General features: G+C 53.8%; 17 protein-coding genes. 11 read left to right on the forward strand and 6 right to left on the reverse strand.

Annotated features, from left to right (window positions below):
• A partial coding sequence (locus FE848_RS17445) for an IS30 family transposase (RefSeq protein WP_200205136.1) occupies positions 1-428 on the forward strand: 428 nt, incomplete at its 5' end.
• A gap of 240 nt (positions 429-668) precedes the next feature.
• On the opposite strand, the gene FE848_RS17450 is transcribed toward FE848_RS17445, so the two are convergent.
• The 6 genes from FE848_RS17450 to FE848_RS17475 all read right to left on the reverse strand — a co-directional run bounded on the left by FE848_RS17450 (position 669) and on the right by FE848_RS17475 (position 6,767).
• Positions 669-869 carry a hypothetical protein gene (locus FE848_RS17450; RefSeq protein WP_200205137.1) on the reverse strand — a complete coding sequence of 67 codons (201 nt, stop codon included), beginning with the start codon at positions 867-869 and terminating at the stop codon, positions 669-671.
• A gap of 20 nt (positions 870-889) precedes the next feature.
• Positions 890-2,542, reverse strand: a complete 1,653-nt coding sequence (locus FE848_RS17455) for an electron transfer flavoprotein-ubiquinone oxidoreductase (protein ID WP_200205138.1) — start codon at positions 2,540-2,542, stop codon at positions 890-892.
• 76 nt (positions 2,543-2,618) lie between these two features.
• A complete protein-coding gene (locus tag FE848_RS17460; protein ID WP_200205139.1) occupies positions 2,619-3,563 on the reverse strand; it encodes an electron transfer flavoprotein subunit alpha/FixB family protein in 945 nt (314 codons plus the stop codon).
• The gene (locus FE848_RS17465; RefSeq protein ID WP_200205140.1) at positions 3,564-4,313 is read right to left on the reverse strand and encodes an electron transfer flavoprotein subunit beta/FixA family protein; all 750 of its coding nucleotides are present in this window, start codon (positions 4,311-4,313) and stop codon (positions 3,564-3,566) included.
• Positions 4,314-4,452: 139 nt separating this feature from the next.
• On the reverse strand, positions 4,453-5,559 hold the full coding sequence (locus FE848_RS17470; protein WP_200205141.1) for a DcaP family trimeric outer membrane transporter: 1,107 nt from the start codon (positions 5,557-5,559) through the stop codon (positions 4,453-4,455).
• A 215-nt stretch (positions 5,560-5,774) separates the two neighbouring features.
• On the reverse strand, positions 5,775-6,767 hold the full coding sequence (locus tag FE848_RS17475; RefSeq protein ID WP_200205142.1) for a LysR family transcriptional regulator: 993 nt from the start codon (positions 6,765-6,767) through the stop codon (positions 5,775-5,777).
• Positions 6,768-7,028: 261 nt separating this feature from the next.
• Here FE848_RS17475 and FE848_RS17480 point away from each other — a divergent pair, with 261 nt between their 5' ends.
• The 10 genes from FE848_RS17480 (at position 7,029) to FE848_RS17525 (ending at position 19,501) form a co-directional block, all read left to right on the forward strand.
• The gene (locus FE848_RS17480; RefSeq protein ID WP_200205143.1) at positions 7,029-8,168 is read left to right on the forward strand and encodes an acyl-CoA dehydrogenase family protein; all 1,140 of its coding nucleotides are present in this window, start codon (positions 7,029-7,031) and stop codon (positions 8,166-8,168) included.
• 62 nt (positions 8,169-8,230) lie between these two features.
• Positions 8,231-9,676 (forward strand): 3-oxoacyl-[acyl-carrier-protein] synthase III C-terminal domain-containing protein, encoded by a 1,446-nt coding sequence (locus FE848_RS17485; protein ID WP_200205144.1) that lies wholly within the window; start codon positions 8,231-8,233, stop codon positions 9,674-9,676.
• Positions 9,677-9,705: 29 nt separating this feature from the next.
• Entirely contained in the window at positions 9,706-10,905 is a 1,200-nt protein-coding gene (locus FE848_RS17490; RefSeq protein WP_200205145.1) for an acetyl-CoA acetyltransferase, read from the forward strand.
• Between the two features lie 78 nt (positions 10,906-10,983).
• Positions 10,984-12,651, forward strand: coding sequence for an acyl-CoA dehydrogenase family protein (locus tag FE848_RS17495; RefSeq protein ID WP_200205146.1), 1,668 nt, complete (start codon positions 10,984-10,986; stop codon positions 12,649-12,651).
• Positions 12,652-12,741: 90 nt separating this feature from the next.
• Positions 12,742-13,662 (forward strand): SDR family NAD(P)-dependent oxidoreductase, encoded by a 921-nt coding sequence (locus tag FE848_RS17500; protein WP_200205147.1) that lies wholly within the window; start codon positions 12,742-12,744, stop codon positions 13,660-13,662.
• 82 nt (positions 13,663-13,744) lie between these two features.
• A complete protein-coding gene (locus tag FE848_RS17505; RefSeq protein ID WP_200205148.1) occupies positions 13,745-14,602 on the forward strand; it encodes a MaoC/PaaZ C-terminal domain-containing protein in 858 nt (285 codons plus the stop codon).
• A 63-nt stretch (positions 14,603-14,665) separates the two neighbouring features.
• Positions 14,666-15,886 carry a CoA transferase gene (locus FE848_RS17510; RefSeq protein ID WP_200205149.1) on the forward strand — a complete coding sequence of 407 codons (1,221 nt, stop codon included), beginning with the start codon at positions 14,666-14,668 and terminating at the stop codon, positions 15,884-15,886.
• Between the two features lie 47 nt (positions 15,887-15,933).
• Positions 15,934-17,043, forward strand: a complete 1,110-nt coding sequence (locus tag FE848_RS17515; RefSeq protein WP_200205150.1) for a CaiB/BaiF CoA transferase family protein — start codon at positions 15,934-15,936, stop codon at positions 17,041-17,043.
• A gap of 61 nt (positions 17,044-17,104) precedes the next feature.
• Positions 17,105-17,902 carry an enoyl-CoA hydratase/isomerase family protein gene (locus FE848_RS17520; protein ID WP_200205151.1) on the forward strand — a complete coding sequence of 266 codons (798 nt, stop codon included), beginning with the start codon at positions 17,105-17,107 and terminating at the stop codon, positions 17,900-17,902.
• 45 nt (positions 17,903-17,947) lie between these two features.
• Entirely contained in the window at positions 17,948-19,501 is a 1,554-nt protein-coding gene (locus FE848_RS17525) for an acyl-CoA synthetase (protein WP_200205152.1), read from the forward strand.
• The last annotated feature ends 72 nt before the right edge of the window (positions 19,502-19,573 follow it).

Here is a 19,573-nt window from a genome sequence, read left to right on the forward strand (position 1 = left end):
CTAAGAACTCGCATATTGCCACGCTGGTGGAGCGCCAGTCGCGATTCACAATGCTCGTACAGGTCAACGGAAAAGATACAGAGAGCGTTGTGTCCGCTCTCTGCAGAGAGGTTAACAAACTGCCTGCAGCTCTGAAAAAGACGTTAACCTGGGATCGAGGCGGCGAATTAGGTGGCCACAAAAAATTTACTGTAGCCACTGACGTTCAGGTCTACTTCTGTGACCCCCAGAGCCCTTGGCAGAGAGGCAGCAACGAGAATACCAACCGTTTGCTGCGCCAGTATTTCCCCAAGGGCACAGACTTATCAGGATGGACACAAGCGCAGCTGGATGAAATAGCCTTGCGATTGAATCAACGCCCACGGAAAACGTTGAGATACTTATCACCAGCTGAGAAACTAAACGAAATAGTTGCACTGACCGGTTGAACTCACCACCGCTCTCTTGATGTCGGACTCCCTGAGCAATTCTCGATAATCGAGCGACTTGAAGAGAGCCATGCGGTGCAGCATCTGTGTCAGGTGTTTGGGTCAGTAAAGAAACTGGTTTTGAGTCGATGACAGAGACGCCGATAGCCTGGGCTGGTTGCAAAAGAGCTTATGTGTTCAGGTGGAATGGGGTGGGTAATCCTGCTGCACCAGAGTACCTATGGCTGATACGTATACTCGTTATCCACAACCACACCCATGCCAGGCGGCGACTTTATTGAGCCGGTCATACTCATCTTCAGGCGTCAGACCCTCTTCGTAGGCTTGACGGAGAATGAGTGGATCGTCCGGAACGATCCACTCACAGGCCTCCTGATCTGCTAGGGTATGGAGCTTTTCAATCCATTGGTCGAAGCTGGCATCACCACTGTTTTCAGGCATATCGGGGCACTCTCTATAGATCACATATTCGGGTAGTTCGGACCACCACCGCCTTCCGGCGTTACCCAGGTGATGTTCTGGGCAGGGTCCTTGATGTCACAGGTCTTGCAGTGAACACAGTTCTGGGCGTTGATCTGGAACTTCTTGCCGCTGCCGTCTTCTGCTTCAACCACTTCGTACACGCCGGCCGGGCAGTAGCGCTGGGCGGGCTCGTCGAACTTGGGCAGGTTGTCCTTCAGCGGAATGTCCGGATCGGTCAGCTTCAGGTGAACCGGCTGGTCTTCCTCGTGGTTGGTGTTGGAGATAAACACCGAGGACAGGCGGTCGAACGTCAGCTTGTTATCCGGCTTCGGATAGGTGACCTTCTTGCACTCGGATGCCGGCTTCATGGTGGCGTAGTCCGGGGTAGTATCGCGGAACGTGATCGGCAGGCTGCCACGCAGAATGTTCTGCTCGAAGAAGGCAATGGCGCCGCCTACGATGTTACCGAACTTGTGCATGGCCGGGCCGAAGTTACGCTCGGCGTACAGCTCTTTGTACAACCAGCTGTCTTCAAAGCGCTTCTGGAAGCTGGTGATCTCTTCGCCAGACTTGCCTTCTTTCAGAGCTTCGAACACCGCTTCGGCGCCCAGCAGGCCAGACTTCATGGCAGTGTGAGAGCCCTTGATTTTGGAACTGTTCAGGGTGCCGGCATCGCAACCCAGCAGCAAGCCGCCCGGGAAGCTCATTTTCGGCAGAGCATTGTAGCCGCCCTTGGCGATGGCGCGGGCGCCGTAAGCAACACGTTTGCCGCCTTCCAGGTACTTCTTCACCTCAGGGTGGTGCTTCAGACGCTGGAATTCCTCAAACGGGCTCAGGTGCGGGTTGCTGTAGGACAGGTCGGTAATCAGGCCAACATAAACTTGGCCGTTTTCCAGGTGATACAAGAAAGAACCGCCGGTAGAGCCAGACTCATTCAGCGGCCAGCCAGTGGTATGAACCACCAGGCCCGGCTCGTGTTTGGCCGGGTCAATGTCCCACAGTTCTTTGATGCCGATGCCGTAGTGCTGAGGGTCTTTGCCTTCATCCAGCTTGAAATCGCTGATCAGGCGCTTGCCCAGATGGCCGCGGCAGCCTTCGGTGAACAGGGTGTACTTGGCGCGCAGCTCCATACCCGGCATGTAGCCGTCTTTCTGGGAGCCGTCACAGGCCACGCCCATGTCGCCGGTGATGATGCCTTTAACCTGGCCATCTTCAATGATGGTCTCAGAGGCGGCAAAGCCCGGGTAAACCTCTACGCCCAGCTGCTCTGCCTGCTCGGCCAGCCAGCGGCACAGGTTGCCAAGGCTGATGATGTAGTTGCCGTGGTTGTGCATGTTCTTGGGCACAAAGGCATTGGGAACCTTGGTAGCTTTTTCCTGGTTCTTGAGCAGGAAAATGTCGTCCCGGGTAACCGGCGTATTCAGGGGAGCGCCTTTTTCTTTCCAGTCCGGGAAGAGTTCATTCAGGGCAGTAGGCTCGAATACGGTACCTGCGAGGATATGCGCCCCGATTTCAGAACCTTTTTCTACTACACAGACAGTCAGTTCTTCGCCAGCTTCCTGCGCCAGTTGCATGACGCGGCAGGCTGCAGACAGGCCAGCAGGGCCGCCGCCGACGATCAGAACATCAAATTCCATCGATTCGCGTTCCACATCAGTCTCCTTATAAAAAAGCCCCCAACAAACGTTGGGGGCGAAAGGGGGAGGGCACACCCCTCCTGAGGGTCACTCAGCTACAAACTTTGGCCAGTTCTTGCTCAAATTCAGGAACTGCTTCAAACAGATCCGCTACCAGGCCGTAATCAGCAACCTGGAAGATCGGCGCTTCTTCGTCTTTGTTGATCGCAACGATCACCTTGGAGTCAGACATACCTGCCAGGTGCTGGATGGCACCGGAGATACCCACCGCAACGTAAAGCTGCGGAGCAACGATCTTACCGGTCTGACCAACCTGCATGTCGTTCGGTACGAAGCCGGCGTCAACTGCGGCACGGGATGCACCAACAGCGGCACCCATCAGATCAGCAACCTGCTCCAGCATCTTGAAGTTGTCGCCGTTCTGCATGCCACGACCACCGGAGATTACGATACCGGCAGAAGCCAGGTCCGGACGGTCAGACTTGGCCAGCTCTTCGCCTACGAAAGAAGACAGGCCGGCGTCTTTTACAACGTCCAGCTGCTCAACAGACGCACAACCGCCTTCCGCGGCAACCGGATCGAAACCGGTCGGGCGTACAGTGACTACCTTGATGGCGTCGCTGGCCTTAACGGTTGCGATGGCGTTACCGGCGTAGATCGGACGAACGAAGGTGTCGTCAGACTCAACACGGATAATGTCGGATACCTGGGCAACGTCCAGCAGCGCAGCAACGCGCGGCATGAAGTCTTTACCGGTGGTTCCGGCGGCCGCCAGGATGTGGCTGTAGCCCTTACCTACTTCAGCAACCAGCTCGCCCAGGTTCTCACCCAGGAAGTGACCGTAAGCGGCGTTGTCGGCAACCAGTACCTTGTTCACGCCTTCTGCCTTGGCAGCGGCTTCAGCGACGGCGCCTACGTTCTCACCGGCAACCAGCACGTCGATGTCGCCACCGATGGCCTTGGCAGCCGCTACAACGTTCAGAGTAGCCTGCTTCAGGCTGCTGTTGTCGTGTTCAGCAATTACCAGGATGCTCATTTAGATCACCTTCGCTTCGTTCTTCAGTTTATCCACCAGCTCAGCTACGTCTGCCACCTTGATACCAGCCTGGCGTGCAGCCGGGGCTTCGACCTTCAGGGTGGTCAGGCGCGGGGCGATTTCAACACCCAGATCGGCGGGGCTCATGGCGTCCAGCGGCTTCTTCTTGGCCTTCATGATGTTCGGCAGAGAAGCGTAACGCGGCTCGTTCAGACGCAGGTCAGTGGTAACAACCGCCGGCAGGTTCAGGGCAACTGTCATCAGACCGCCGTCTACTTCGCGTGTTACGTTAACCTTTTCACCGTCAACAACCACTTCGGAAGCGAAAGTGCCCTGGGCCATGCCAGTCAGAGCGGCCAGCATCTGGCCAGTCTGGTTGTTGTCGGAATCGATGGACTGTTTGCCCAGAATAACCAGCTTGGGCTCTTCTTTCTCGACAACCGCCTTCAGCAGCTTGGCCGCTTCCAGGGACTGTACTTCTTCGTCAGTCTCGATGTGGATACCACGGTCAGCACCCAGCGCCAGTGCAGTACGGATCTGCTCCTGGGAAGCCTTCGGGCCGATGGATACAACCACGATTTCACTGGCAACGCCCTTTTCCTTCAGACGAACCGCTTCTTCAACTGCGATTTCGCAGAACGGGTTCATTGCCATCTTGACGTTGGCGAGATCAACGCCGGTGTTGTCCGGCTTGACACGCACCTTTACGTTGTAGTCGATAACTCGTTTTACAGCGACCAGAACTTTCATCGGATCTCCATAACTGGTGAGAGGAAGCATTTCCTTTCAGGGGTGCCTGCACCAGAAACCCTGAAAGGAAATGCCTCTGCTGGAAAGTTGCCGGGCCCCGAGTCAAACGGGCCCCGGCAATAGGTTTACGATTAGACGATTAGAAGCTGTATTGTGCAGCGAACATGATGCGGTTCGCGTCGTCGTCGGTTCCGTCAACCCGCTTGGTATACCAGTTACTCAGTTCAACGCCCATCATGACGTTTTTAACTGGAGTCCACTGATAGTTAACCAGAATGTTGCGGTTGGTTTCAGATTCCGTGCCAACGGCGATGCCATCGGCTTCCGCATCGTCCCAGTCAACTTTGGTCATGCCGACAACGGCATTGATGCTACGGCCCTGATCCAGGTTGAAGCTCAGACCGAGACTACCGCCATAGCCAGAGATGTTTTCCAGATTGCCGTCGGTGTCGAGATAGGCGTCATCAGCGCCCGAACCATACAGATACTTGTTGGCGCCATCGGTGTAGTTTGCCGTGGCATGGAGATTGATGCCTTCACCCAGTCCCAGTCGAACGCCTGCAAAGCCGGCGTAGGCAATGGCAGAGTCATCGCCGACACCTGAATCGTGGGAGTTTTGCTTGGTAAGACCTGCTACAGAAAAGGCTCCGCCATCAAACTTTGACTCATATCGTGCAGTGAGTACCGGCGAGCTGTCTTTAGCTACCAGGCCGTTGGCAGTGTTGAAGTCGCCCTTCGGGTCCTCAATGGACATGGAGAGGTTGCCAGTTGTGTAACGGACCTGGGCCTGACGATGCTGAAGACCTGCAGTGCCTGCGGCACCACCGAAGTCCAAGGTGGACAAACGACCAACAAAGCTGGTGTAGTTGGACCAGGTTTGGCCGGCCAGTACTCCATTATATTCACCGTAGGCGTGACGCAGGCGGAACGTGCCCCCGTAGAAGTCGCCTTCAACGTTAATCTTGACCCCATCTTTGTTGCTCAGGCGAAGACCAACCCGGCTCTGGTATGCGCCGGCGTCAAAGTGACCTGTTGCGTCAGAACCTTTAATCTTGCTGAAAAAACCGTCTTGCGCGCTGCCGCCAATATTCTCGTCAATGTCATACGCCATGTTAAGGCGAGCGTAGCCGTAGAGGCTGGCATCTACGTCACCAGCGCTGAAGCTGATGGCGGAGGCCTGGGACGCAACCCCCATGGCAATAGCGGCAGTTACGCTTGTTGCAAGCTTTGTTTTATTGAAGCGCATAAAGATTTGTCTCCGGAATTCTTGTTGGAATAGTTGGCTGGCATTGCGATGCATTCGATTTCTCCAGTCCAGCATTTGGTGCCATCGTGAGGCAGTAATAAACCTATCAGTGGTGTGCGATTGCAACAATTATCTATATTAGATATGTGCTATACGGCCCCGGCATACCTTGCAGTAACAGAAATGCATCTTCCTTTCATCCGGAGATGGAAGGGTCAACTATTGCCGTCTATTTCCTTGGCTGTCTGAGAAATCTCCTTTGGATTGAACAGCAGCCTGCCGCTCCAGTGTCCCGCCTCAACTTGTTCGGCTACCTGTTGCATGACAATTTCCGCGAGTTTCGTGGTGGCTACAGATGCGGGCAGGTCTGTAGGCGTGACAATTGAAAGGGTTCGCTTGATTTCCGGGTCAACGATGGGTGTCGCAACAAGCTCTTTTCTCTGAACCATGTCGTGTACTGCCGCCGATGAAAGGATGGTGTAACCAAGGCCTCTCCGGACCATGTCGGTAAGCATGGGCCAGGCGCTGACCTCTAGGGCCAGGTTGATCGCTTTTTTCCGTTCTGCAGCTTCTTTTTCCATTGCCACCCGTAGTCCGTGTTTTTCTTCGGGCATAACCAGGGGGAGGTCGAGCACTTCGCTCAGGGTTATTTCAGATAGCTTCGAAACTCGTGTGTTCGCGGGGGAGATCAAGTAAAGGCGTTCTTCCAGGAGGGGTTTGTATCGCAAGTTTTTATGGTTACTGTGGTTGTAGGTGATCGCGATGTTCAGACGATGCTGCATGACCATCTGCTGCAGAGTGCCACTCATGGCCGATTTGACTGCCAGGTGTACCTGGGGAAAACGCTTTCGGTACTGCTCAATGATGGTGCCGGAAAAGCTGTGGGTAACTGTGGGAAGCAACCCGAGTGTTACTCGCCCAGTTACTTCGCCGGCAATGGCTGTGACGTCTGCTTGTGTTCTCTCCAGGCTTTGAAGAAGTAATCGCGCCCTCTCATATAAAAGTTCACCCGCCGCAGTTAACACAACGCCCCTGCCGTGGCGAACGAATACCTCAACGCTGAGAGCATCTTCCAGCATCCTGATTTGCCGGCTCAGTGCTGGCTGGGCGATAAACAATTTTTCTGACGCTCTGCTGAAGCTTCCGGTATCCGCAACGGTCAGGAAGGTGTTGAGTTGGCGCAAATCAATATTAAGGTTAAAGGACATGGTGCGGGCCTTCTTCAGCTGTGTGGTTCACTAGGTTCTCACTCTATACCAGTGGTGGGAAATTAGGCATAGGTTTAATGGTCGCGGTATGCCAAGAATAGATCAGTAGTATAAAAAGTATATAATTGTTGTAGTTTTTTTTAGCTGATAGGGTTGCTGGCAAGGTTTAAAAAGCCAAGTCAGGCCCCGTTGCTGCCTCTTTCGAAGCGGAAGGAAGCTGTCCGGTGTGCCAGGCCTGTATTCATTAAGAGGATAAAAACTATGCAAAATCGTTCCATCTATAGCAGCGACCATGAGCTGTTTCGCGAAAATGCCCGCCGCTTTTTTCGTGAAGAGCTCGAGCCCAATATTGAGCAGTGGGAGAAAGATGGCATAGTTCCCAAGGCGTTCTGGCGTAAGGCAGGTGAAAACGGCTTTCTTTGCTGTGGCGTTCCCGAAGAATACGGCGGGCCGGGTGCGGACTTCATGTACAACATGGTGCTGTCCGAAGAGACAGGTTACGCCATTGGTGGTGCCAGTGTTGGCTTCTCGGTAAGTGCAGATATCGTTGCTTACTACTTGCTTCATGCCGGAACGGAAGAGCAGAAGCAGAAATGGCTGCCGAAAATGGTTACCGGTGAGGTGATCGCTTCAATTGGTATGACTGAGCCTGGCGCCGGTAGTGACCTGAAAGCAATTCGCACATCGGCGGTTCGCGATGGCGATGAGTATGTAATTAATGGTCAGAAAACTTATATCACGAACGGTCAGAACTCAGACTTCGTGCTCCTTGCCTGTGTAACTGACCCCTCCAAGGGTGCCCGCGGTATCAGCATGATTATCGTTGAGGCCGATCGGGCCGGTTTCGAGCGTGGGCGTAACCTGGACAAAATTGGTCAGAAGGCCGCCGATACATCTGAGATGTTTTTCCAGGATGTGCGTGTTCCGGTATCTAACCTGGTAGGAAATGAAGGTGAAGGCTTCGCGATGATGATGCGTGAGCTTCCGCGCGAGCGAATCACCATCGCTTGTCGCGCCCAGGCAGAAGCTCAGCGTGCGTTTGATGTCACTAATGCATATGTTAAAGAGCGCAAAATGTTTGGCCAGGCGCTGGCCGACTTCCAGAACACTCAGTTCACCCTGGCAGACCTGAAAACGAACCTTGATGTGGGTTGGGCCTACCTGGACCAGTGTATCAAAAAGTGTAATGAGGGGGAGTTGACCCCGGAAGAAGGCGCCATGGCCAAGTTGTGGACCACCGAGAATGAAGGTGTTGTGGTTGATAAATGTCTTCAGTTGTTCGGTGGATATGGCTACATGACAGAGTACCCGATTGCGCGGATGTTCGTAGATGCGCGCGTGCGTCGCATTTACGGTGGCGCCTCCGAAATCATGAAGCTGGTTATTGCCCGCTCCCTCTAATCCTGTCGTCTCCGGCCAGCGTGGCTGGCCGGAAATGCACAACAAGTAAGGAAGGAAAATATATGTCTGGTATAACCGCGTACGGCGCCTATATTCCGAGAACCCGCTTGCAGAAGTCGGCAATTGCTGATGCAAATGACTGGTTTGATGCGGGCCTTCGAGGTCTGGCCAAAGGTGAGCGAAGCGTCTGCAACTGGGATGAAGACACGATCACAATGGCTGCTGAGGCTGGTCAGGACTGTTTCTCGCTGCTGGGCCGTGATTCTGTTGATGCGCTTTATCTGGCGTCAACGACTATGCCATTTCTCGATCGCCAGAACTCCGTGGTTGTGAGTCAGGCTTTGAATCTGGGCGACAAGCTTCGCACGATGGATGTGACCGCGTCCCAGAGGGCTGCGACGTCGGCGCTGATTTCTCTGTTCGAGTCAGGCAGTAGTGAGGGTAACTCTGTGCTGCTGGCCTCAGAACATCGTCGCAGTAAGTGTGGTTCTCGCGGCGAGATGTTGTGGGGAGATGGTGCGGCAGCAGTTGCGGTAGGTGCCGATAATGTAATTGCAGAGTACCTGGGTAGCGAGACCTACGTTACAGATTTCGTGGATCATTATCGCGGCGAAGATTCCACTATCGATTACGAATGGGAAGAGCGCTGGATTCGTGATGAAGGCTTCATGAAGAGCGTGCCGACTGCTGTTTCCAGATTGTTGGATAAGGCCGGGGTTCAGGCCTCGGAAGTGGCGCACTTCATTCTCGCCACAGATCAGGCCCGCACTCCAGCAGCTGTGGGGAAGAAAATTGGTGTGTCGGCTGAGGCTGTTATTGATAACCATATCGCCGACATGGGTGTTGCAGGGGCTGCCCATCCGGTTCTGCTGCTGACCAAGGTGCTAGAGAGTGCTGCGCCTGGTGACCTGATTCTGCTTACCGGGTTCGGGCAGGGCGCTGATGCGATTCTTTTGCGTGCCACAGAGCTTGTGACTTCCCGGCGTCCTGCAACTGGCTTCTCCGGTGCTTTGGCGCGTCGTAGGGAAGACTCGAACTACAACAAGTTTCTGAGCTTCAATAACCTTGTTGATCGGGATGTTGGTAAGCGTGGTGAGCTTGATAAGCAAAGCTATCTTGCTGCTATGTATCGCCAGAAAGATTTGTTGACCGGATTTGTGGGTGGCAAATGCCGTGACTGCGGCACCATCCAGATCCCGAAAGATAACTACTGCGTTAACCCCGAGTGTAATGCCCTGCACAGTCAGGATGATTATCCCATGGCTGCGCTCAAGGGGCATGTTAAAACCTGGACCGCTGACCGCTTAACATTTGACTGGAACCCACCGGCGTATTTCGGGTTGGTGGAGTTTGAAGGTGGCGGGCGCCTGATGATGGACTTCACCGAGGTTCAGCCGGGTGCGATTGAAACGGGCGTAGAGGTGTCCTTGCACTTCCGGATTCGCCAATTTGACCACCAGCGTGGCTTCCGGAAGTACTTCTGGAAAGCAACTCCGGCCCACCAATAATTCAGGCAGCTAACGATAGGGGAATAGCAATGGCTAGTGGAATTAAAGATAAAGTAGTAATCCTCGGAATGGGCTGCAGCAAGTTTGGTGAGCGCTGGGATGCGAGCCCTTCAGACCTGATGTCCGAAGCATTTGAAGAGTGTCTGGCAGACGCGGGTATTGACAAGAACCAGATTCAAATGGGCTGGTTCGGTGCAGGCATTGATGCCTATAACGTAGGCTCCAGTGCGATGCCACTGTCGGTTGCTCTGAGATTGCCGAATATTCCGGTAACCAAGGTCGAAAATATGTGTGCCACTGGCACAGAAGCCTTCCGTGGTGCTGTCTATGCAGTAGCTTCAGGAGCCTGCGATATCGCTCTGGCCCTGGGTGTGGAAAAGCTGAAAGATGTAGGCTATGGCGGCCTTCCCCAGCGTACTCGTGGCGTTGAAAACGATATGTTCTGGCCGAACCTGTCAGCCCCCGGTGCTTTTGCTCAGCTGGCCAGTGGCTACCGTGCCAAGCATGGTATCAGCAAGGAAGACCTCAAGCGTGCAATGGCTCATGTATCAGTAAAGAGCCACGCAAATGGAGCCAAGAATCCCAAGGCGCACTTGCAGCGCGAAATTACTGAAGAGCAGGCGATGAAGGCTCCGTACATTGCTGAGCCCATCGGCTTATTCGATTGCTGCGGTGTAAGTGACGGTGCCGCCTGCGCAATTGTCTGTACGCCTGAGATTGCCCGCGCCCTTGGCAAGGATGACATGATCTCAGTGAAGGCCCTGCAGCTTGCTGCATCTAACGGGGAAGAGGCCAGCTACAGCCAATGGGACGGCTCTTATCTGAAAACCACTCGCGTTGCTGCGCAGCGTGCCTATGATGAGGCCGGTATCAAGAAGCCACGTGAAGAGCTGAGCATGACAGAAGTTCACGACTGCTTCTCGATTACTGAGTTGGTGACCATGGAGGATCTTCAGTTGTCCGACGAAGGTCAGGCTGTTCGGGATATTCTGAACGGTGACTTTGATGCCGATGGTCGTATTCCCTGCCAGATCGATGGTGGCTTGAAGTGCTTTGGGCATCCGATCGGCGCCTCCGGTCTCCGGATGATCTATGAGAACTATCTGCAGTTCCAGGGTCGTGCGGGGGCTCGTCAGCTAAAAGATCCGCGCTTGGCTTTGAACCATAACCTTGGTGGGTTCCCACACCAGAATATTTGCAGTATCTCGATCATTGGTCGGTATGAATAACGGGTAGGAGCTTGCCTCCGGGGCGGCAAATATGCGGCCCCGGTTTTTCGCCACTCCCTTTGACTAGGTGGATTGACTATGAGTTTCAGTGACTGGGCTTCGGCTTTAGATCAAGCAGAAAGTGCCGTTCGGGCTCTGGACCCTTATGTTGGTCAAGGCCTTAGAAACCTTAAAGCGCACTGCACGGTAGACGGTCGCCTTGATGGCGAGCTGCTGGATCGCCACCAACTTAGTTGTTATGAGCTGGCATTCTGCGTGGCTGAGCTCGAGGCTTCCAGAGAAGTCTGTGAGTATGCGCGCTCTGCAGCGCAAACCGATGCCTTTGCCGCGAACAATGCATTGGCGTTTACGGCAGAAGCTGTGCAGTCGGTTATGCAACGCCTTTTGGCGCGATCTAAGGATCTTGGCCTGAATGCCGGGAATCTGTCCGGGCTCTATGCGGGTGCAGAGTTCCAGGCGTTTCTGGCCAGCTTTGGAAGCGCGGAATTTTTGGCTGGTATTGGAGAAACAGTAACGGCTCGCGGATCGTTACACCTTCCGTCATTGTTGTCTGAAGACAAGGAAATGGTTAGGGATATGTTTGCCCGGTTTGGCGCAGACGTCGTGGCCCCCCTTGCGGAGGAGATTCACCGTAAGGATACCGATATCCCGGATGAGATTCTGGCAAAAGCGTCAGAGCTCGGCTGCTTTGGAATCAGTATTCCGGAGAGGTTCGGTGGTTTGCAGCCTGATGACCACGATGACAGCTTGGGTATGATTGTGGTGACCGAGGAGTTATCGAAGGCTTCTTTGGGTGCTGCCGGTTCTTTGATTACTCGTCCGGAAATTGCGGCGAAGGCCCTGTTGCAGGGTGGTACGCCCGCACAGCAAGAGAAGTGGCTTCCGCAGATTGCTTCGGGTGAAAAGCTCTGTGCCATTTCCATTACCGAGCCAAACTACGGTTCAGATGTGGCATCACTTGGTCTGAAGGCGACTCCGGTGGAGGGTGGCTGGCTGCTCAACGGCAGCAAGACCTGGTGCACCTTTGGTGGTAAAGCGAGTGTTCTGATAACTATGGCTCGCAGTGAGCCTGACCAATCGCTAGGTCATAAAGGCCTGAGCCTATTTATCGTTGAAAAGCCTTCCGCTTCCGGGCATGAGTTTCGACACCAGCAGCCGGCTGGTGGCGTCATTTCAGGTAAGGCCATCGCTACTATCGGTTACCGGGGAATGCATTCCTTTGATGTATTTTTCGAGGACTACTTCGTGCCTTCTGACTGCTTGATTGGTGAAGAAGGCGGACGAGGCAAAGGGTTCTACTTCACCATGGCGGGGTTTGCCGGTGGACGTATTCAAACGGCGGCCCGGGCAACGGGCGTTATGCAAGCAGCGTTTGAAAAGGCTCTGAGTTATTCACGGGACCGTAAGGTGTTCGGGAGCCCTGTCGGTGACTATCAACTTACCAAGGTCAAGCTCGGCCGGATGATGGCAACGCTTACCGCCTCACGTCAGTTCAGCTATGCCGTGGCACGAATGATGGATAAGGGTGAAGGTCAGATGGAAGCGAGCCTGGTCAAACTCTTCAGTTGCCGGGCTGCGGAATGGGTAACCCGTGAGGCCATGCAGATTCACGGTGGAATGGGGTATGCGGAAGAAACCGCCGTCAGCCGTTATTTTGTGGACGCGCGGGTTCTGTCAATTTTTGAGGGCGCCGAAGAAACCCTGGCGCTGAAAGTAATTGCCCGAAATCTGGTGAGCCGCGCCTGAAGGGCGCCACTGGGTGCAATCAAGCGGTGATGCCAAGGCATCACGACCATGTTTACTGGTAAGACTACAACAAGTTTTAAGGAGATTATTGTGAGCGACAATAAACTGTTAGATGGAAAAGTCATCATCGTAACGGGTGCGGGCCGCGGTATTGGCCGTGCGACTGCTCTGATGCTGGCAGAGAATGGCGCGAAGGTCGTGGTAAACGATATCGGTGGCAGCGCTGATGGCTCCGGCAACGACGCCACCCCGGCGCAGGAAGTAGTAAATGAAATCAAGGCCGCTGGCGGTGACGCTGTTGCCAACTTTGACAGCGTAGTGTCTTGGGAAGGTGGCCAGAACATTGTTAAGGCCGCCATCGACACTTTCGGACGCCTCGACGGTGTGGTCAATAACGCGGGTAACCTGCGCGACGTGATCTTCCATAAAATGACCGAGGATGACTTTGATTCAGTCATCGCCGTTCATTTGAAGGGGTCATTCAATGTTAGCCGCGCTGCTGCCACCGTTTTCCGTGAGCAGGGTAGTGGTACCTTCGTCAACATGACCTCAACTTCAGGTCTGATTGGCAACTTTGGCCAGGCTAACTACGCTGCTGCGAAGATGGGTATTGTCGGCCTGTCCAAGTCGATGGCGCTGGATATGGCTCGTTACGGCGTCACGTCCAACTGCATCGCTCCGTTCGCCTGGAGCCGTCTGATCGGCAGCATCCCGACTGATACTGAAGAGCAGAAAGCTCGGGTGGCCAAGATTCAGCAAATGACTCCAGACAAGATTGCTACACTGGCTGTCTCTCTCTGTTCAGACAAGGCAAAGAATGTAACCGGCCAGATCTTCGGTGTTCGTAACAACGAGATCTTCCTGTTCAGCCAGCCGCGTCCGTTCCGTTCAGCCCACACGTCTGAAGGCTGGACTCCGGACACCGTTCTGGATCGGGTACTGCCTGCGTTTGAAGCTGATTTTTATCCGCTGAGCCGTTCTGCTGATGTATTCAGCTGGGATCCTTTCTAAAGACATTGCCAATGACTCAAAGGTGCGCCCGGATTAGTCCGGGCGTTCCTTAGCGGTGAAACAAGAACAAAGGAGAGCTCTGGTGGCGATCGACTATAACAAACTGATGAGTCGCAAGTTTGAGCGACTGGAACATACCTTCACGGAAAAAGATACCATTCTGTATGCCTTAGGCGTGGGTATGGGTATTGATCCGCTGGACGAGGAGTGTCTCAAGTTCGTCTATGAAGATGGATTAAAGGCTCTACCGAGCATGGCCAACGTGCTGGCCTATCCAGGATTCTGGGCGAAGGAGCCAGATACCGGGATTGACTGGGTCAAAATCCTCCATGCCGGTCAGGAAATGATTATGCATAAGCCTTTGCCGGCGTCAGGCACGGTTGAGGCTACCACTAAAATCAACGAGATAGTTGATAAGGGTGAGGGCAAAGGTGCTTTGATCCTGTCTGAGCGAACTGTCCGTGACGCCGCGACTGGTGAAGATCTGTGCACTTTGATCAGCACGACGATGGCCCGTGGTGATGGCGGCTTTGGCGGCCCTGCGGTCCCTTCACCCAAGCCGGATCCCATTCCTGAGCGGGCACCAGACATTACCTGCGATCTTCCGACCCTGCCAATGTCGGCGCTCATCTATCGCCTGTCAGGTGACTACAACCCGCTGCATGCGTCTCCCTCTGTCGCGACTGCCGCAGGGTTCAAAGCTCCGATTCTGCACGGCTTGTGCACATTTGGCGTGGCCACCCACGCTATTCTGAAAACTCTTTGTGACTACGATCCAGCGCGTTTCCACAGGATTCGACTCAGATTCTCCTCGCCAGTTTATCCAGGCGAAACTATCCGTACAGAGATCTGGCGTGAGGGAGGTGCTATTGCGTTTCGCTGTCGTGTGGTTGAGCGTGATGTTGTGGTGATCAACAACGGATATGCAGAAGTAAGTTGACGATAGGTCTTGGCCGCCTGGTTGGCGGCTTTTTTTCCCTGCTCTGATATTCAGGAACAACATATGCAGAACATACTTTCGGGCCTTCGCGTGGTGGAAGGCAGTGCGTTCGTTGCTGCGCCTTCAGGTGGCATGACCCTGGCACAACTTGGTGCCGACGTAATTCGCTTCGATCCGATCGGGGGCGGTATTGACTACCGCCGGTGGCCAGTCACCAAAGATCAGAAGAGCCTTTACTGGCATAGTCTGAACAAAGGCAAGCGTTCGATTGCTGTGGATTTCAAGCGGCCGGAAGGGCAAGAGTTACTGACGCGACTGATTGCAGCGCCGGGCGAGCAAGCTGGTATGTTTCTGACCAATTTCCCGGCTAAGGGTTGGTTGTCCTATGAGCGCCTCAAGCAGGAGCGAGAAGACCTTATCTACCTGAACCTGGTTGGCGACCGACACGGCCGTGGTGCATTGGATTACACCGTGAACTGCAAAGTCGGTTTCCCTTCTATGACCGGAGTTGGAAAAAGCGGCGATATTGCGCCATTGAATAACCCGATGCCCGCCTGGGATGTGATCACGGGACAACAGATCGCTCTCGGCCTGCTAGCTGCCGAACGCCATCGTTCTCGCACCGGTCAGGGACAATTGGTGCGCATTGCGTTGGCAGATGTCGCGCTGGCGACATTGGGAAATCTGGGCTATGTGGCCGAGGCCATGATCAACGGTACGGAGCGTGATGCCATCGGAAATAACATCTACGGAACCTATGGCCATGATTTTCAGTGCAAGGATGGCGAGCGATTGATGGTGGTTGGTGTTAGCCCGAACCAATGGCGTGCCCTGGTTCAGGTAACGGGTACCGAAAATGAAATACATGCGCTGCAAGAGCGACTAGGACTGGACTTCAGAAAAGAAGGCGATCGTTATCAGGGGCGGAATGGTATCACCGAAATATTCAAGCCCTGGTTTGCTGCCCGTAACTTTGCCGAGGTGACAGCGGAGCTCGATAAGGCAGGAGCTTGCTGGGGTAAGTATCAGACCGTGAAAGAAACTGTGGAACAAGATATCGATTGTTCAGTGGACAACCCCCTGTTTCAGATGGTTGACCAGCCAGGAATCGGTAAATACTTGATGCCGGATCACCCTTTGAGGTTTACGTCTGTGGAGCAGGAACCGGTCCGCCCCGCGCCTCGACTAGGTGAGCACACGGAAGAAATTCTGGCAGATACGCTGGGCTTATCCGGCTCTGAAATTGCCAGGCTTTTCGACGAAAAGATCGTAGCGAGTTCTTAAAAATAATAAAACGGTCGTCAGGTGGCGGCCTGCGGGAGGCAGTATACATGGGACCATTACACGGATTTCGTATCATCGAGTTGGCAGGTCTTGGCCCAGGTCCTTTCTGCGGCATGGTACTCGCGGATCTTGGCGCCGAGGTCATAAGCATTGAGCGCGCAGGATCCAACCATCCGGCTGCGGCTTTAGATTGCAGTCGTCGCGGGAAGCGGTCTGTCACCCTGAACCTGAAAACACCAGCCGGAGTCGCCGCCCTTCTGGATCTGGTTGAATCGGCAGACGCGTTGTTTGAAGGTTTTCGCCCCGGTGTGGCAGAGAAATTGGGAGTTGGGCCAGAGCCATGCCTGGCGCGCAACCCCCGGCTGGTATATGGGCGTATGACTGGCTGGGGGCAGTTTGGTCCCTTGTCCCACGCTGCTGGCCACGATATCAACTACATTTCATTGACTGGTGCACTACACGCTATCGGCCGGGCTGGAGAAAAGCCGGTGCCACCGTTAAATCTTGTCGGGGATTTTGGTGGCGGCGGGATGTTTCTGGCACTGGGTATCGTAGCAGCGCTCCTGGAAACTCAAAAGTCCGGTAAAGGTCAGGTGATTGATGCGGCCATGACAGATGGTTCAGCAATACTTATGGCAATGTTTCACAGCATGCATGCCATGGGTCTTCACAGTCTGGACCGCGGTACCAATAAGCTCGATGGTGGCGCGCACTTCTACGACACCTATGAAACCCTGGATGGCAAATACATATCCATCGGTTCAATAGAGCCCCAGTTTTATGCCCAATTACTTGAAGTCGCCGGATTGCAGGAAGACTTGTTCCAGGACCAGCTAAACAAAGCCAACTGGCCTGCGCTCAAAAAGGCAATTGCAGAAGTATTTGCTCAGAAAACCCGAGATGAGTGGTGTGATCTCATGGAGGGAACGGACATCTGCTTTGCGCCAGTGCTTGATTTTGAGGAAGCTGCAGGCCACCCGCACAACGTGGCCCGGGAAACTTATATTCGCGTTGGCGATATGATTCAGCCAGCGCCTGCTCCCCGTTTCAGCCGGACTGTCTCGGCGCGACCGTCTCCCGCCAAACCATATGGATCGGATACCGAAGCGGTATTTAGTGAGCTTGGCTATAACGCAGAACAGCTAGGCGCACTTTAATCCATCGTTTATCACAAGTTCAGGTGCTCGGTGCTCCGCCGGCGCCAAGAGGAGAATAATAATGAGTCACCTTCTTTATGAAGTCGAAAACGGTGTTGCTTACCTCACGATGAATCGACCGGAGGTTCGCAATGCATTGTCGCTGGAAATGCGTGAGCAGCTGCTCCGTACCTTTCAGGAACTGGAAACAGATGCCTCTGTGCGCTGTGTGGTGCTCAGAGGCCACGGCGAACACTTCATGGCAGGTGGAGACGTTAAGTCGTTCTTCGATTTCACCAAGCTGACGCCTGCTGAGCGACGAGTTACGTTCATTAATCGTATTCAGGCCAACCTGAATGGTTTGATTTCAACAATGCGGCGTTTGAATAAGCCGATTATTGCCTCTGTAAACGGAGCGGCGGCGGGCGCGGGTGTGAGCCTGGCGTTGAGTTGTGACTTGGTGGTTGCCTCCGATAACGCATTTTTTACCCTTGCTTATTCCCATATTGCCAGTATCCCGGATGGCGGTGCGACCTATTTCCTGCCACGACTGGTCGGAACGAAAAAGGCCATGGAAATTGCCTTGTTAGGCGACCGGTTCGGTGCCCAGGAAGCCAAGGACATTGGCATGATAAACCGGGTTGTGCCGGCGGATGAGCTTGAGGCGCAAACCCGTGCACTTGCTGAAAGGTTAGCGAAGGGGCCAACCAAGGCCTACGGCAATATCAAAAAACTGATTTCCTCCTCACTTGAACACTCTCTCGAATACCAGTTGCAGGCTGAAGCCGAAACATTCGGAGATACGGTGACGGCCGACGATTGGGTTGAAGGTGTTACCGCTTTTAACGAGAAGCGAAAGCCGGTGTTCTCAGGCCGTTGAATTCTGTTTGTTCCCGAGTTGAGTATAGTTTCAGGAGACAGTTAAGTGACTGACCCAATGATAGATAAGAAGACCTTCAAAGGTATTGTCTGTGGCGATCGGCATTTGAGCCACGAAGAGTTTCAGAAAGAGATTCGCAAGGCGGCGGCCGGTTTTAAGGCCTTGGGTGTTAAAGAAGGTGAGTGTATCGGGATATTCATGCGCAATGATATTCCCTTCCTCGTTGCTAACCATGCGGCCAACTTTATTGGTTCTTATGCAGTTCCAATCAACTGGCACCTTGCTGGTGAGGAGCTCAGCTACATTCTGAATGACTGCAACGCAAAGGTTCTGGTCATTCACGCAGACCTCTGGCGCTCAATTCACGACGCGATTCCGGACGGTGTGACCTGCCTTGTGGTCGAAACGCCTGACGATCTGCGGGAGTCATTCCGTCTTTCTCCGGAGGAATGCCAGATTCCGGATGGGCAGGTTAATTGGCACGCGTGGTTGGATTCTCATGAGCCCATTGAAGAGGGGGCTGTGGTAGGTCCATCCTCCATGCTGTATACCTCCGGGACGACAGGACATCCGAAGGGGGTTCGGCGCGCTCCACTGAGAGGTGACGATGCGGCAGCAATGAGAAACTTCCGGTCACGTGTCTACGGCTGTGCCCCTAATGCGCGTTGTATGGTGCCAGGGCCCTTGTACCACAGTGCGCCGAATGGCTATGCCATGCAGGCGTCAGCGATCAGTGATCTTTTGGTTATTGTGCCGAGGTTTGATGCGGAAGATACGCTGAGATTGATCGAAGACTACAAACTGACCGGTGCTATTATGGTTCCGATCATGTTTATCCGCATGCTCAAGTTGTCGGAGGAAGCTCGGCATAAGTATGATCTTTCGTCCCTGAAATTCATTATCCATGCTGCCGCTCCTTGCCCCGCCGACGTGAAGAAGGCAATGATTGAATGGTTCGGGCCAGTGATTAACGAGTTTTATGGTTCGACGGAATCTAATGCCATTACTGCCTTAAATTCCGAACAGGCCCTCGCCAAACCGGGAAGTGTCGGCAAAACCGTTGAGGAAGCAGATATCCGCATTCTGGACGAGAACGGCAACATCCTGCCACCGAACACCATTGGTGAAATCTATTCCCGGTTCCCACTGCTGGACTTCACCTATCATGGGAAGCCCGAAGCACGGGCCGAGATTGACCAGGATGGTTACATCACTTCTGGTGACATGGGCTATATGGACGAAGATGGTTATCTGTTTATAGCAGATCGTGCCAAGGATATGGTGATTTCCGGTGGTGTGAATATCTATCCGGCAGAAATCGAAGCTGTTCTCCATAACTATCCAGGCCTGAAAGATTGTGCGGTTTTCGGGATTCCCGATGAAGAGTTTGGCGAGTCCGTGATGGCAGTGCTTGAGGTTGAGCCTGGAAACAGCGTTGCTATTGGTGATGTTAAAAACTTTCTGCGCGAGCATCTGGCAGGCTTCAAGGTTCCTCGCTTTATCGAAATTGGTAAAGACTTGCCAAGAGAGGATTCCGGCAAAATTTTCAAGCGAAGGCTGCGTGATAAGTATTGGGAAAAGGCCGGCCGAAAGATCTGAGTTTAGTCTGTGTATTTCAAAAAAGGGTCCTGAGGGACCCTTTTTATATGTATGCCTGCACTGTATGGCGTA

The sequence above is a fragment of the Marinobacter sp. 1-3A genome (genome assembly GCF_016597775.1).
In the GTDB taxonomy this organism is placed as follows: domain Bacteria; phylum Pseudomonadota; class Gammaproteobacteria; order Pseudomonadales; family Oleiphilaceae; genus Marinobacter; species Marinobacter xiaoshiensis.

Coding starts and splice junctions, on each gene's coding strand:
- FE848_RS17450 (WP_200205137.1), bottom strand. CDS start 869: ATGCCTGAAAACAGTGGTGATGCCAGCTTCGACCAATGGATTGAAAAG.
- FE848_RS17495 (WP_200205146.1), top strand. CDS start 10,984: ATGAGTTTCAGTGACTGGGCTTCGGCTTTAGATCAAGCAGAAAGTGCC.
- FE848_RS17460 (WP_200205139.1), bottom strand. CDS start 3,563: ATGAGCATCCTGGTAATTGCTGAACACGACAACAGCAGCCTGAAGCAG.
- FE848_RS17485 (WP_200205144.1), top strand. CDS start 8,231: ATGTCTGGTATAACCGCGTACGGCGCCTATATTCCGAGAACCCGCTTG.
- FE848_RS17510 (WP_200205149.1), top strand. CDS start 14,666: ATGCAGAACATACTTTCGGGCCTTCGCGTGGTGGAAGGCAGTGCGTTC.
- FE848_RS17465 (WP_200205140.1), bottom strand. CDS start 4,313: ATGAAAGTTCTGGTCGCTGTAAAACGAGTTATCGACTACAACGTAAAG.
- FE848_RS17515 (WP_200205150.1), top strand. CDS start 15,934: ATGGGACCATTACACGGATTTCGTATCATCGAGTTGGCAGGTCTTGGC.
- FE848_RS17480 (WP_200205143.1), top strand. CDS start 7,029: ATGCAAAATCGTTCCATCTATAGCAGCGACCATGAGCTGTTTCGCGAA.
- FE848_RS17520 (WP_200205151.1), top strand. CDS start 17,105: ATGAGTCACCTTCTTTATGAAGTCGAAAACGGTGTTGCTTACCTCACG.
- FE848_RS17475 (WP_200205142.1), bottom strand. CDS start 6,767: ATGTCCTTTAACCTTAATATTGATTTGCGCCAACTCAACACCTTCCTG.
- FE848_RS17470 (WP_200205141.1), bottom strand. CDS start 5,559: ATGCGCTTCAATAAAACAAAGCTTGCAACAAGCGTAACTGCCGCTATT.
- FE848_RS17490 (WP_200205145.1), top strand. CDS start 9,706: ATGGCTAGTGGAATTAAAGATAAAGTAGTAATCCTCGGAATGGGCTGC.